Here is a 14,035-nt window from a genome sequence, read left to right on the forward strand (position 1 = left end):
AGGGGAACGCAGGCGCCGCGGGCTCATGACGGCCCCCCGGTCCGCGGGTCGGCCAGCGGCCGGTCGACGGGGATGTCGGCGGTGGTCACCACCGAGGCGGGGTCGAGATCGGCGGTGCCCGGCATCGCGCTGCCGGGCAGCCCCACGGCCGCCGCGCCGTGCGCCACCGCGGCGGCGAGCGCGGCCGGGCCGTGCCCGCCCGCGGCGAGGAAACCGGCCAGGGAGGCGTCGCCCGCGCCGACGTTGCTGCGGACGGTCGCCACCGGGGCGTGGCCCCAGTAGGTGCCGCCGTCCGACACGAGCAGCTGGCCGTCGGCGCCGAGGCTCGCCAGCACGGTCCCCGCACCGCGGGCGCGCAGCTCCTCGGCGGCCTTGACCGCGTCGCCGACGGTCGCCAGGGAACGCCCCACGGCCTCGGCCAGCTCCTCCGCGTTCGGCTTCACCACCTCAGGCCGCCAGGCGAGCGCCGCGGTCAGGGCCTCGCCCGAAGTGTCCAGGGCGATCCGCGCACCGGCCCGGTGCGTCCGGGCGACCAGCTCGGCGTACCACTCGGGCCCCGGCCCCCGCGGGAGGCTGCCGCAGCAGGCGATCCAGTCGGCGTTCGCGGCACGGGACCTGACGGCCAGGAGCAGGGCGGCGGCCTCCGCCGCGGTGAGCGCCGGGCCCGCGGCGTTCACCTTGGTCAGGGTCCCGTCGGGCTCGACCAGGGTGATGTTGACCCGGGTGGAGCCGGCGAGCGGAACGCCCGCCACCTCGATGCCCTGCTCGTCGAGGAGCCGGGCGAGCAGGGCGCCCTCCGCCCCGCCCAGCGGCATGACGGCGGTCGTGCGTCCGCCCGTGGCGGCGACGGCGCGCGAGACGTTCACCCCCTTGCCGCCCGGCTCGACCCGGTCCCCCTCGGCGCGGAGCAGGGCCCCGCGGCGCAGCCCCGGCACCTCGTAGGTGCGGTCCAGGCTGGGGTTCGGGGTGACGGTGAGGATCATGCGCGCACTACCTCCGTGCCCAGCCGCTCGATGGCGGCGGCGTCCTGAGGGCCGAGGCCCGTGTCCGTGATGAGCAGGTCGACGTCGGAGAGGGCGCCGAAGCGGGCGAAGTGCTGCCGGCCGTGCTTGGCGGAGTCGGCCAGCAGAACGGTGCGGCGGGCGGCCGAGATCATCGCGCGCTTGACCGCGGCCTCGGCCAGGTCGGGCGTGGTCAGGCCCGCGTCGGCGGAGAAGCCGTTGGTCGCGAGCAGCAGCAGGTCGGCGTTGATCTCGGCGTAGGCGCGCAGCGCCCAGGCGTCGACGGCGGCGCGGGTGCGGTGCCTGACCCGGCCGCCGACCAGGTGCAGGGCGATCCCCGGGTGGTCGGCGAGCCGGGCGGCGACCGGCAGGGCGTGGGTGACGACGGTGAGCTGGCAGTCCACGGGGAGGACGGCGGCCAGCCGCGCGGTGGTCGTCCCGGCGTCGACGATCACGCTGCCGCTCGCGGGCAGCTCGGTGAGGGCGGACCGTACGATCCGGTCCTTCTCGTCGGCCGAGACGGCGTCGCGTTCCCTGAGGTCCGGCTCGAAGTCGAGGCGGCCGGCGGGGATGGCGCCGCCGTGCACGCGGCGGACGAGCCCGGCCCGGTCGAGGACCTTGAGGTCCCGCCGCACGGTCTCGGCCGTGACCTGGAACGCCTCGGCCAGGGACAGCACGTCGACGCGCCCGTCCTCGTGGGCCAGGCGCAGGATCTCCTGCTGGCGCTCTGCTGCGTACATGTGGGTTTACGCCCGTTTCACTGCCCGGATCTGTTGATGCTGGTGAGGTTACGCCCCTGTCGTGGGAAAGTAAACAGAACTGGGCGCACCGCAGACACGATCGGACATCGGACATCGGACATCGGTCATTCGGGCCCGGTGGCTTCGGGCGCTACGGCCCATCGGGGGCGGCCAGTTCACCGAGGCGCAGGGCGTGTTCCGGGCGGTCGCTGGCGAGCACGGCCACCCGCATGGCGACCTCCAGGTGCGCGCGCCGGGCCGCGATGCCCGGTGCGTCGGAACGCGGCAGCAGCGCCCCGCCGTACCGGCGGACCGCGCCGTCGGTGTCCCCGGCCTCCAGCGCGCGCAGCACGTCGAGCGCGTCGCAGGCCACGGGCGCGGTCAACGCGTAGGTGCGGGAGGCGATCCGGCCGCCGAGCGCCCGCCGCAGGTGGGACACCTCCGCCTTGAACGTCGAGGCGGTGACCGGCCGGTCTCCGTACAGCGCCGCGCGCAGCCGTTCGGGCGACAGGCCCCGTGGGTGGAGGGCGAGCAGGGTGAGGATCTCCAGCTGCCGGGGCCGCAGCCGGAGCGGCCGGCCGCCGCGGGCCGCGCCGGCGGTGCCGAGGCAGGTCAGCCGCACCGCGTCGGTTTCCTTCGCGCCGGGGCGCCGTTCGGCGTTCCCGGCCTGGAGCCTCGCCTCGATGGCGGAGGCCAGCGTGCGCACAGTGGGCATGGCCAGCGGGTGCGAGCGGTCCCAGGTGCTGGAGAGGTCGAGGACGCCGAGTACCGTGCCGTCCGGGCCGTGGATGGGGGCGCAGTAGCAGACCCAGCCGTGCAGCGCGGCCACCAGGTGCTCGGCGGAGAACACGGTGCTCGGCCGGCCGGTGCGCAGGGCGAGCGACAGGGCGTTGGTGCCCATGGCCTGCTCGTCCCACCGCCCGCCGGGCGCGAAGTTGACGAGTTCGGCGCGTCGGCGCATCACGCGCCCGCCCGCGGTCCACAGGATGGTGCCGGACTCGTCGGTGACGGCGGCGACGAAGCCCGCGTCGGCGACGGCGTGCAGTTCGTCGGCGAGCGCGTCGACCGGACTGCGCAGCACGGAGCCTGACCAGCGCGGGTGCACCGAGCCGCCGTCGCGCACCGGGGCGCTGTCGCGCAGCGGGTCCACGGTGCCCAGCGAACGGGCCCAGGACTCGGCGACCTCGGGACGCACCGGCGGGCGGCCGCCGTGCGGCCCTCCTGACCCGGGCACCCAGCGGGCCCATTCCTCCTCAAGGGCGGTTCTGCGGTCCCGGAGTTCGGCTGACACAGACATGGCCCTCCCCGACCTCGTCGTCGTTCGGAAGAGTCGTTCGGAAGAGTCGTTTGTAAGACCCGCGCATTTCCCCGCAGAACGCGCCGCCGGGCACCACCCCGGCGCACGGGCTCGCCGAGCGTTTGCACCCGGGACCGTTCGGGGACGGCTGGTGTTATCCCAGGCAGCGGGCTGCGTTCAGCCTCGTCGCGCAGGATCGGCGCCGCGGACCGGCCGACGGCGCCGGCACCCGCGTCCGACGACTCACCGGAGTACCCCCGCATGTTGAGTTTCCCCTCGCGAAAACACAGCAGCCTCCGCGTCGCCCTGACGGCCCTCACGACCCTCGCGGTCGCCGGAGGGGCCGCGGCGATCCCCACCACGTCCACCGCCACGCCGAACGCGGCGCCCAAGTCCTGGGACGAGACCGCCTACCGCGGCCAGGTCGAGGTCGTCCGTACGCCGGAAGGGCCGGCCGACACCGAGTACCTGACCGGCAGGGTCTTCGTCGACCAGGACCGCGACAGCGCGAGCGACCGCAGGGAACGCGGCCTCGACGGCGTCGTCGTGTCGAACGGGCGCGACGTCGTGACGACCGACCGCCACGGCCGCTACCGGCTGCCCGCCTACGACAACATGACGGTCTTCATCACCCAGCCCGCCGGCTACCAGGTACCGGTGGACGAGTCGAACGTCGCGCAGTTCCACTACAACCACCTGCCCGAGGGCTCGCCCGAACTGCGCTACGGCGGCATCGCGCCCACCGGACCGCTGCCGGACGCCGTGAACTTCCCGCTCGTGCGCAGCCAGCTCACCCGGGCGCAGGAACAGCACTGCGTCATCGCGGGCGACCTGCAGACCTACGACAGGACCGAGGTCGAGTACGCCCGCCAGGGCGCGATCAACGACCTCGCCGGGCGCCGCGACTACCAGGGCTGCGGCACCCTCTTCATCGGCGACGTCGTTGGCGACGACCTGTCGCTCTACCCGGACGTCAAGGACCTCACGAGCCTGACCAACGGCCCGGCCAGGTTCCTGCCCGGCAACCACGACCTCGACTTCGACTCCGCCACCGCCGAGCACGCGTTCGACACCTTCCGTGCCCAGATGGCGCCCGCCTACTACTCCTACGACGTCGGCGACGTGCACATCGTGGCGCTCAACACCGTGCGCTACCCCTGCACCCCGGACGTCGACAACGCCGACGGGCGGCGCCCCGAGTGCGACGACCCGGAGAACTCGCCGCGGTACAACGGCCGGCTCGACGAGAATCAGCTCGCCTGGCTGGAGCAGGACCTGGCCGCGGTCGACGACGACAAGCTCGTCGTGGTCGCCGGCCACATCCCGCTGCTGACCTTCGCCGACGAGGGCAGCGCCATCCACCAGGTCGACCAGGTCCGCGAGGTCTACGAGCTGCTGGAAGGCCGGGAGGCCGTGTCCGTCGCCGGGCACACCCACTCGATCGAGAACATGCGCACCGGCGACCTCGTACAGGGCTGGCAGGACCTCTTCGGCGTCGAAGGGCTGCCGTTCCCGCACATCACCGCGGGCGCGATCTCCGGTGACTGGTACTCAGGCGAGCTGACCGAGAACGGCTACCCCGTCGCGGTCGGACGTGACGGCGGCCGGCCCGGCCTGCTCACCCTCGACATCAGGGGCGACTCGTTCCGGGAGCGCTACACGGTGACCGGCGAGAGCGACCGCGTGCAGACGCAGCTGGGCATCAACAGCCCCACCTACCGCGACTGGTACGCCGAGCGGCAGGCGTGGAACGACAACCCGGAGGGCGCGGCCCCCGAGCTGGGCGACCCGCACGTGGTGATCCGTGAGGACCTGGCCGGGCAGACCTGGCTCACCACCAACTTCTGGATGGGCTCCACCGGTTCCACGGTCGAGGTCGAGATCGACGGCCGCCGGGCCGGGGAGGCCACCCGCACGCAGGAGATGCGCGGCGAGGACCAGCTGATCGGGCCCGAGTGGTCCGACCCGCACGCCGTCGCCCAGCAGCTGGTCCACGGCGGCAGCGTCGCCGACCGGACCATGCACCTGTGGCGCTTCGAGCTGCCCGCCGACCTCGGCACCGGTCGCCACCGCGCCGAGGTGACGGCGACCGACGCCCACGGCCGCGAGTACACCGACGTGCTGCACTTCCGCGTCGTCGACCAGCCGTAACGGCTCCGCACCCACCCGGGGGCCGCCACCGCACACCGGTGGCGGCCCCCGCCGCACGCGTCGGCGCGGGGCCGCGGCAGGCGTCACCACAAGGAGGTAATGCACGCCCGAAGGCTCGGCGAGGGGCAGGATCTGCCCGACACTTCGTCGTACCACATGGCCCGGCGGCGTCTCGCGCGCGGCCGGCAGGGAGGAGATCCACATGCGTCGCATGGCCGTGCTGCCCGCCGCCGCGATCGTGGCGGGCGGTGTGCTCGCCGTCGGCGGTGGCGGGCCGCCGGAGCCGGAGACCGCACTGGAACGGGTCCAGGAACGCGGGGTCCTGCGGGTGTGCACCACCGGCGACTACCGCCCGTTCAGCCATCTGGACCCGCACACCGGGGAGTACGAGGGCATCGACGTCGATATGGCCCGGGACCTCGCCGGAAGCCTGGCCGTCGAGGCGGACTTCGTGCCGACGACCTGGGGCAGCCTGCTCGCGGACCTGACCGGCGGCGCCTGCGACATCTCCATGGGCGGCGTCTCGGTGACCCTGGACCGGGCGCGGGAGGCGTACTACAGCCTGCCGTACCTGACCGACGGCAAGTCCCCGATCGCCCGCTGCGCCGACGCCGACCGCTACCGGACGCTGGAGGACATCGACCGGCCGGGCGTGCGGGTCATCGTCAACCCCGGTGGCACGAACGAGCAGTTCGTCCAGGAGCACATCGACCGGGCCACCGTCGTCGTGCACCAGGACAACGTCACGATCTTCGAGGAGATCATCGCCGGACGCGCCGACGTCATGATCACCGACGGCAGCGAGACCCGCTACCAGTCCGCCCAGCACCCGGAACTCTGCGCGACCAACCCGGACGAGCCCTTCACCTTCGCCGAAAAGGGCTATCTGCTGCCGCAGGGGGAGGAGGAGTTCCAGGAGTACGTCGACCAGTGGCTGCACCTGGCCCTCAACGACGGAACGTACGCCGGCCACGCGGCGGACTGGTTCGGCTGAGGACCGGCGCACCCGCCACCCGGGCACGGGGACAGGCCGTCCGCACCCCCGCCGCCGGACGGCCTGTCCCCGTGCACGGTCCCCGAACACCGTGGCCGTGATGCTGCCATGCCCGATGTAAGAATTCCGCAAGAGACCGGTCAACCGCCGGTCCGGCGCCCGCGCGTCACGGACCGGCTGCCGGGGCGAGGGCGTCGGCCAGCGGGGAGCCCGGTTCCACGGTGTAGGCGATGAGCAGTTGGTCCGGCTCCTCGGGCAGGCTCAACGCCCGGTAGGGCAGCGTGAAGTCACCGAGCCGCACATGGCGGAACCGGTAGGCGCCGTGCGTCTTGTTCTGTACGTGCTGCTCCGCCCATACGCGGCGGAACTCGGCACTGCACGCCGCGAGTTCGTCCACAAGCCCGGTCAGTGCCGTGTCGTCGGGGCAGCGGCCGAAACCCATGCGCAGCCGCGCCGTGACGTTCCGCGCCTTCTCCTCCCAGTCCCGGAACAAGCGGTGGGCGACAGGATTGAGGAAGACCTCGCGCACCGCGAGGCGGCGCTCCGGCAGGACGGAGAAGACCTCCCCGAAGACCAGCCGCGCCCGCCGGTTCCAGGCGAGCAACTCCGTACGGCGGCCGACGACATACGCGGGAACGCCCGGCATCGAGTCGAGCAGCCGTCGCAGGCCGGGCACCGCCTGATCGGGACAGACCCGGGACGCCTCGCGGGAGGGTCTGGCCAGCCGGCACAGATGGGCCCGCTCGGCCTCCGCCAGCCGGAGGGCCCTGGCCACGGCGTTGAGCACTTCGGCGGACACCTTCTCGTTGCGCCCCTGTTCGAGCCGCACGTAGTAGTCGGTCCCGATCCCGGCCAGCCTCGCCACCTCGTCCCGCCGCAGACCGGGCACGCGCCGCAGCCCTCCGCAGGTGGGCAGACCGACCTGGGCCGGGGTCAGCCGCGCGCGACGGGACCGGAGAAAGGCCCTCAACTCCGAACGCCGGTCCATACGGCGGACATACAGTTCACCCGCAACCCGAGGCACCACACGCGGCACGGGCGCATGGCGGCGGGAGTCGACACCGAACGTGCGCGGAATCCCCGGATCGACTCCGCCGTATCCCCATGACATGATCGGACACCGGCCGTCGCCGACATCCAGAAGCTGGAGAGGGCCCTCGTGCGTGACAAGGACAGCCTCGCGGAGCATGACGAGGAGCGCCGGGTCGCGGGCCAGGACCACGGGCGGCGCGGCGTCGTCCGCACCCCGGCCCGGACCCGGACCCGCCCTGCGCGAGCGGGGATTCCGTTCGCTCCGGCGGAAGCGGCCCTCCGGCCATGAGCCCGAGCACTGAACTGCCCCGGCCCCGGGGGCCGGTGGAAGGGCCGGACCGGAAGTTCCGGGTGCTGGCGGGCGCCTACGGCGTCTCCACCTATGGCAACTACCTGAACCTGATCGCGCTCGGCCTGTTCGCCTACGAGGTCACCGGTACGGCGTTCGGCGTGGGCGCGGTGATGGTGCTGCGGATGTTCTGCGGGTTCGCCGCGGGGCTGGCCGCGGGGGCGGTGATGGCCAGGGTGAGCCGCCGGAGCGTCATGATCGGGGCGGATGTCGCCCAGGGAACCGCCATGATCATGCTGGCGCTCGCCGTGGAACGCGCGCCGCTGTGGCTGCTGGCCGCGGCGGCGATGGTGCTGGGCGCCGGGAACACGCTGTTCACCGTGGGCCTGCGCAGCGCGGTTCCGGCCCTCGTCGGCCACGAGGCGCGCGGCCGGGCGAACAGCCTGCTGGTCACGTCCCGTTCCCTGGCCACGGTGCTCGGGTTCGCCTCGGCGGCCCCGGTGATCGCGCTGGGGGGTTACGCGCTCGCGTTCGCCTTCAACGCCGCGAGCTTCGCCGTATCCGCCGTGGTGCTGTGGGTGTTGTTCCCGCGTGCGGACGACGAGCCCGGTGCGGACCACGACGGCGCGGCCGGCACGGCTGGCGAGGACGGCGCGGACGGCGCGGAGAAGGGCGTGCAGGCGAAGAACCGCTCCCGGTGGCGCCTCGCGAGAAGTCTCCCCGCTCTCCTGATGGGCATGATCGCGCTCAGAGGGCTGGACGCGCTGGCGTCCTCCTCGCACAACGTCGCCCTGCCCGTCGTCGCCCATGACTCCGCTCCCGACGAGCCCGCCGTGTTCATGGCCCAGTTCTGGGCGGCGTGGGCGGTCGGCACCGTTCTCGCCCAGCTCGTGCTCAAACGCCGGTGGGGCGAAGCGGCCTGGGGGGAGCGCGCGTTCGCCCTCGGCACCTGCGCCATGTCGCTCTCGTTCATCGCGGCGTTCCTTGGACTGCCGGCGGTCGCGCTGGTCGTGGCCGCCGCGTCGGCGGGGTTCGCGGACGGCTGGACCGAGACCGTCTACACCTCGCGCCTCCAGATGGCGTCCGCCCGGCAGCGCGACCGGCTCTTCGGACTGTCCGCCACCGTGGAGCAGTCCGGGTTCGCGCTGGGCACGGTGGCCGCCGCGGCCGCGTTGGAAAGAGTGCCCGCACTGGCCGTCGTGGTCGTCTTCCACGGAGCGGCCGTATGCGGAGCGCTCGTTCTGCTGCGGGCCACGGCCGGCAGGCGCGGCGCAGACCGTCTGCGGCGGGCACGATCGCCCGCGGCCGATCAGAGGAGATGACTCGCATGGAACGCCTCCGGGGACAAGCGGAATGCCGAGGCCCCGAGCCGGCTCGCACCGAGGACGATCCGCGTGACGCGGTGCGGGCGTTGCTGCGAGCCGCCCGGTCCGCCTCCGGCGCGGCAGTCGTCACCGTCGCCGCGGACGGCACGACGACGTCCCAGACCTATCCCGAACTGCTCGATGACGCCCGCCGCTTGCTCACGGGGCTGCGGACGCGCGGGATGCGGGCCGGGGACACCGTCGTGCTGTGCGGACTGCCACTGGAGGAGTTCTTCCCCGCCTTCTGGGCCTGCGTGCTCGGCGGCGCCCGGCCCGTGGCCATCGCGGAGCACCCCGCGCCGGGCTCCCCGGCTCTGGAACGGCTGCTGCACGCCCACCAACTGCTGGGCCGTCCGCTGGTGGTCAGCGACGCGCCCGGTGCGGCGGCGCTCGCCAGGACCGCCCCCGAGCTGCGCGTCGCGGTCGCGCGGGACTGCCGGGACGCGCCGCCTGCGGCGGAGCAGGACGGGCCGGACGAGTCCGGGACCGCCCTGCTGATGCTCTCGTCCGGCAGCACCGGAGTCCCCAAGGCCGCGCGGCTGACGCACGTCGGCCTCGCGGACTTCGCGGCGAGCAGCAGGCGGATACTCGACGTCCAACCGGACGACACCATGGTGAACTGGCTGCCGGTCGACCACAGCGGCGCGTTCCTGCTCTACCACGTGCTCGCCGTCTTCGTCGGCTGTACCAACGTCCACGCCACCACGGAACGGGTCCTGGCCGATCCCCTGCGGTGGCTCGACCTCCTCCACGAGCACCGGGCGCGACACGGCTGGGCGCCGACCTTCGCCTACGAGCTCGTCGCGGACGCACTCGCCGAGCAGCGGACCGGTCCCCAGGAGGGACGCTGGGACCTCGGCGGCCTCAAGTCCCTCGTCTGCGGCGGAGAACGGGTCGTTCTGCCGGTGCTGCGCCGCTTCCTCGACGCGACGGCCCCTTACGGTGTCCGCGAGCGGCACATCGTCCCGGTGTGGGGCATGGCGGAGACGGTCACGGCGTGTACCTACGGCCGACTCGACCTGCCGGGCACCGTGTTCCGCCTGCTCAAGAGCAGCCTGGGCGGCGCACTGGCGCGCGCCGCCGAGCAGACGCCGGAGGACGAGTGCGTGACCTTCGTCGCCTCCGGCTCGCCCGCGCACGGCGTCACCCTCCGCATCGTCGACGAGAGCGGAGACCTCTCACCCCCGGGCCGCATCGGGCGGCTCCAAGTCCACTCACCCGCGCGTCTCACCCCGGGCTACGCGCATAGCCCCGAGGCGGACGCGGAGGCGTTCCCCACCGGTCCTGACTGGCTGGACACCGGCGATCTGGCCTTTATCGACGGCGATCAGGTCGTCATCACCGGCCGGCGCAAGGACATGATCATTCTCAACGGGCACAACGTCTACTGCCACGAGGTCGAGGAGGTCGTCACCGCCGTCGCGGGCGTCGGGCAGGGGGAGGTGGCGGCCTGCGGCATCCCGAGCCGGGACCGCGGCACGGAGGAGCTGGCCGTCTTCTTCGTCAGCAGGGGCGCCGCCGAGGACGCACGGATCGACCGCGAGGTGCGGGCCGCGCTCTTCGGCAGGCTCCGGCTCACCGCGGCCCATGTCGTGTCCGTCGCGCCCGGCGATTTCCCGAGAACGCCCGCCGGCAAGGTGCGCCGCGCCGCGCTCAGGGACCGCCTGACGGACGGCGGGCCAGGACCGGACGCCTCCCCGCCCGCCCGGCCGGACCACGACGCGGTGGTGCGGGCCGTGCGGGAGGAGCTGGGCGCGGTGCTGGGCCGCCCGGCCGGGGCGGACGTGCCGTTCTACGACCTCGGCCTGAACTCGGCCCTGCTCGTGCGCCTGCGGGCCCGGCTGGCGGAGCGGCTCGGGACGACGATCGACCGGACCGCGCTTTTCGAGCACCCGACGGCCACCGCGCTCGCCGCCCATCTGTCCGGCGGCATCGAGGTGCGGGCCGCGCCCGCCGGGACCGCGTCGGCCGGGACCGCGTCGGCCGGGACCGCGTCGGCCAGAACCGCGCCTGCCCCGGCGGACGCCGCCGACCGGCGCGTCGCGGTCATCGGGTTCTCGTTCCGCTTCCCTGGCGCGGATTCGGCGGAACAGTTCTGGGCCAACCTGCGCGACGGGGTGAGCAGTGTCCTGACCTTCGGCGAGGAGGAGCTCGCCGAGGCGGGCCTGACCCCGGAGCAGCGGCGCGCCCACGACCTCGTGCCCGTCGGCGGGATACTCGACGGCGTCGACGAGTTCGACGGCGGCTTCTTCGGCATGAGCCCCCGCGAGGCCGAACGCACGCACCCCGCCCACCGGTTGTTCCTGGAGTGCTGCCACCGCGCGCTGGAGGACGGCGGGTACGCGGACACCGAATCCGACGAAACGGTGGGGGTGTTCGCGGGCTCCGGTATGAACCTGTACGACCACCAGCAGCCGAACGAGCCGTCCGGCCCTTACGACGCGGCGGACCCCGCCGCCGGCATGCAGCGGGCCATCGCACAGCAGCCGGACTTCCTCGCCACCCGGGTCGCCTACCGCCTCGGGCTCAGGGGCCCGGCCATCGGCGTGCAGACGGCGTGCTCCACCTCACTGGTCGCCGTTCACCTGGCCGCGCAGGCGGTGCTGAGCGGCGAGACGGATCTGGCGCTCGCGGGCGCCGCGGCCGTGCACCACCCCCAGCGGACCGGCTACCGCAGCCACCCCGGCTCGATCCTCTCGCCCACCGGACGCTGCCGGGCCTTCGACGCCGAGGCCGACGGCACCGTCGGCGGCAACGGCGTGGCCGCCGTGCTGCTCAAGCGGCTCGACCGGGCGCTGGCCGACGGGGACACCGTGCACGCGGTGATCCTCGGCTCCGCGGTCAACAACGACGGCTCGCGCAAGGTCGGGTTCAGCGCGCCCGGCGTCGCCGGACAGGTCGATGTCGTGCGCCAGGCCCTGCGGCGGGCGGCCGTGCCCGCGGAGACCATCTCCTACGTGGAGGCACACGGCACCGGCACCGCGCTCGGCGACCCGGTGGAGCTGGAGGCGCTGGGCCGGGCGCTCGGCGAAGGCACCCGGCGCACGGCGTTCTGCGCCGTCGGCTCCGTGAAGCCGAGCATCGGGCACCTCGACAGCTGCGCCGGAATGGCCGGGCTGATCAAGACGATTCTCATGCTGCGGCACCGCACTCTGGTACCGACCGCGCACCTGACCCGCCCCCACCCCGAACTACGCCTTGAAGACGGCCCGTTGACACTGGCCACCGAGCTGCGGCCGTGGTCGGTGCCGGACGGGGCGCCGCGCCGGGCCGGGGTCAGCGCGCTGGGCGTCGGCGGCACCAACGCCCATCTGGTGCTGGAGGAGGCGCCGCCCGCGCCGCCCCGGCCCGCGCCCGAACTGCCCGCCCTGGTACCGGTGTCGGCCCGCGACCCCCAGGCGTTGGACGAGCTGTGCGGCCTGCTCCGTGACCGGCTGCGGCAGCGGCCCGAGATCCGGGCGGCCGACGTGGCCACCACCCTGGCACTCGGCAGGCCGCACCGCGCGGCACGTACCACGGCCATCGGCCGCACCGCCGGGGAACTTGCCCAGGCCCTGGAGGAACCGGGACACGCCACGGCCGCGCCACTCGGCCCGCTGGCCTTCGTGTTCCCCGGCCAGGGCAGCGCGCGGCGCGGCATGGCGAGCGGTCTGTACGCCGCGAGTCGGGCCGCCCGCCGGGCACTCGACAGGTGCGCCGAGATCTACGCCGACGAGTTCGGCGGGTCCCTGCTGCCGCTCCTCATCGACGCGCCCTCCGACACGGAGCCGGCCGCGCGCGAGGTCTGGCCCACGGAGACGGCCCAGGCCGCCCTGTTCGCCCACCAGGCGGCACTGGCCGACGCGTGGCGCGCCGCCGGTATCCGCCCGGCTCTGCTCCTCGGCCACAGCGTCGGCGAATACGCCGCGCTGTACGCGGCCGGGGCCCTGAGCCTCGATGACGGGCTGCGGCTCACCGCCCGGCGCGGGCACCTGATGGGCACGGCCTGCCCACCCGGCGGCATGCTCGCCGTCCGCGCCGACACGCACACCGCGCAGCGCGTTGCCCGGACCGCGGGCGCGGAGGTGGCCGCGGTCAACGGCCCGCGCGCCCACGTGCTCTCCGGTCCGCCGCAGGCGCTTGAGGAGGCCGTACGCCTGCTGGACCGGGAGGAGTTGCGCTGGAAGGTCCTGCCCGTCGACCGGGCCTTCCACTCGGCCGCGGTCGAACCGGCGCTGAGCGCGTTCCGCCCCTACCTGGAGCAGGCGGCGTACCGCCCGCTGGAGACCGCGCTGGTGACGGCCGCCGACGGCGAGGTGCACCCACCGGGCCGGACCGTCGGCGCGGACTACCTCTGCCGCCAGGCAAGGCAGCCGGTCCGCTTCGACCTGGCCATGGCCGCGGCCGTCGGGCACGGCTGCGAGGACTTCGCGGAGCTCGGGGCGGGGGGCACCCTCACCGGTACCGGACGGCACTGCGCCCCCGGGAGCCGCTGGCTGAGCGGCCAGGGCGAGGGCGAGGCGGCCGACCAGGTCCGCGGCTTCCTCTCGGCGCTGGGCTCGCTCCACAGCCGGGGCGCCGAGCTGGACTGGCCCGCGATCGCCGGCGGCGGGCGGCGGGTGCCGCTGCCGGGCCATCCGCTGCGCCGGGTGCCGGTGGCGGCCCCCGCCCCGCGCACGCCGGAACGTCCGCCCGCCGCGCAGCCCGCCGCCGCGCAGCCCGTCGCCGTGGACGGCCTGCTGGAAGGCGTCAAGGAGGTGGCTGCCGCCAAGCTGGGCATAGGCATTGCGGAGATGGCGGCGGACGCGTCGTTCTTCGAACTCGGCGCGGACTCCCTCGCCATGATGAGCATGACGACCGAACTGGCGGCGCGGTACGGCGTCCGCGTCCCGGTCCGGGAGCTGTTCGACCATGCCGACACGCCGCGCAGACTGGCCGACCTGCTGGCCCGGACGCGCGGTGACAGCGCCCCGGCGCAGTCACCGGCCGTGCGGGACCCGGAGGCGCGACAGGAGCCGGGGGAGCCGGGGGAGCCGGAGGAGCCGGAGGACGATCCGGTGGCGGTGCCGCGGCCCGCCGCGGGCGGCGAAGCAGCCGAGCTGCAAGCCCTGTTCGGACAGCAGCTCAGGATGATGGAGACGTTCGCCGACCGGATGACCGGAGTGATCTCCCGCCAGCTCGACATGCT

Annotated in this window: 8 protein-coding genes; 4 read left to right on the forward strand and 4 right to left on the reverse strand. The window is 74.2% G+C overall.

Annotated features, from left to right (window positions below):
* Positions 1-23 precede the first annotated feature (23 nt).
* The 3 genes from pfkB to RM779_RS31980 all read right to left on the reverse strand — a co-directional run bounded on the left by pfkB (position 24) and on the right by RM779_RS31980 (position 3,038).
* Positions 24-983 carry a 1-phosphofructokinase gene (gene pfkB / locus RM779_RS31970; RefSeq protein ID WP_311621298.1) on the reverse strand — a complete coding sequence of 320 codons (960 nt, stop codon included), beginning with the start codon at positions 981-983 and terminating at the stop codon, positions 24-26.
* A complete protein-coding gene (locus tag RM779_RS31975) occupies positions 980-1,741 on the reverse strand; it encodes a DeoR/GlpR family DNA-binding transcription regulator (RefSeq protein WP_311621299.1) in 762 nt (253 codons plus the stop codon). The genes pfkB and RM779_RS31975 overlap by 4 nt, the downstream gene beginning before the upstream one ends.
* 151 nt (positions 1,742-1,892) lie before the next feature.
* On the reverse strand, positions 1,893-3,038 hold the full coding sequence (locus tag RM779_RS31980) for a GAF domain-containing protein (protein ID WP_311621300.1): 1,146 nt from the start codon (positions 3,036-3,038) through the stop codon (positions 1,893-1,895).
* 261 nt (positions 3,039-3,299) lie between these two features.
* Between RM779_RS31980 and RM779_RS31985 the strand changes: the two genes are divergently transcribed.
* Positions 3,300-5,189 (forward strand): calcineurin-like phosphoesterase family protein, encoded by a 1,890-nt coding sequence (locus RM779_RS31985; RefSeq protein WP_311621301.1) that lies wholly within the window; start codon positions 3,300-3,302, stop codon positions 5,187-5,189.
* A 202-nt stretch (positions 5,190-5,391) separates the two neighbouring features.
* On the forward strand, positions 5,392-6,183 hold the full coding sequence (locus tag RM779_RS31990) for a transporter substrate-binding domain-containing protein (protein WP_311621302.1): 792 nt from the start codon (positions 5,392-5,394) through the stop codon (positions 6,181-6,183).
* A 166-nt stretch (positions 6,184-6,349) separates the two neighbouring features.
* Here RM779_RS31990 and RM779_RS31995 read toward each other — a convergent pair whose 3' ends face one another.
* Positions 6,350-7,171, reverse strand: a complete 822-nt coding sequence (locus RM779_RS31995) for a helix-turn-helix transcriptional regulator (protein WP_311621303.1) — start codon at positions 7,169-7,171, stop codon at positions 6,350-6,352.
* Positions 7,172-7,500: 329 nt separating this feature from the next.
* Between RM779_RS31995 and RM779_RS32000 the strand changes: the two genes are divergently transcribed.
* Together RM779_RS32000 and RM779_RS32005 are read left to right on the forward strand one after the other, a co-directional pair.
* Complete coding sequence (locus RM779_RS32000) at positions 7,501-8,826, forward strand: MFS transporter (RefSeq protein ID WP_311621304.1); 1,326 nt, start codon at positions 7,501-7,503, stop codon at positions 8,824-8,826.
* A gap of 5 nt (positions 8,827-8,831) precedes the next feature.
* Positions 8,832-14,035: polyketide synthase (locus RM779_RS32005; RefSeq protein ID WP_311621305.1), on the forward strand; the 5,204-nt coding region annotated here is incomplete at its 3' end.

This window comes from Streptomyces johnsoniae (genome assembly GCF_031845565.1).
Taxonomy (GTDB): Bacteria; Actinomycetota; Actinomycetes; order Streptomycetales; family Streptomycetaceae; genus Streptomyces; species Streptomyces johnsoniae.

Bases quoted from the DNA above. Each gene is read 5' to 3' on its own strand.
- RM779_RS31995 (WP_311621303.1), bottom strand. From the start codon at position 7,171: ATGGACCGGCGTTCGGAGTTGAGGGCCTTTCTCCGGTCCCGTCGCGCG.
- RM779_RS31975 (WP_311621299.1), bottom strand. From the start codon at position 1,741: ATGTACGCAGCAGAGCGCCAGCAGGAGATCCTGCGCCTGGCCCACGAG.
- RM779_RS31990 (WP_311621302.1), top strand. From the start codon at position 5,392: ATGCGTCGCATGGCCGTGCTGCCCGCCGCCGCGATCGTGGCGGGCGGT.
- RM779_RS32000 (WP_311621304.1), top strand. From the start codon at position 7,501: ATGAGCCCGAGCACTGAACTGCCCCGGCCCCGGGGGCCGGTGGAAGGG.
- pfkB (WP_311621298.1), bottom strand. From the start codon at position 983: ATGATCCTCACCGTCACCCCGAACCCCAGCCTGGACCGCACCTACGAG.
- RM779_RS31980 (WP_311621300.1), bottom strand. From the start codon at position 3,038: ATGTCTGTGTCAGCCGAACTCCGGGACCGCAGAACCGCCCTTGAGGAG.
- RM779_RS31985 (WP_311621301.1), top strand. From the start codon at position 3,300: ATGTTGAGTTTCCCCTCGCGAAAACACAGCAGCCTCCGCGTCGCCCTG.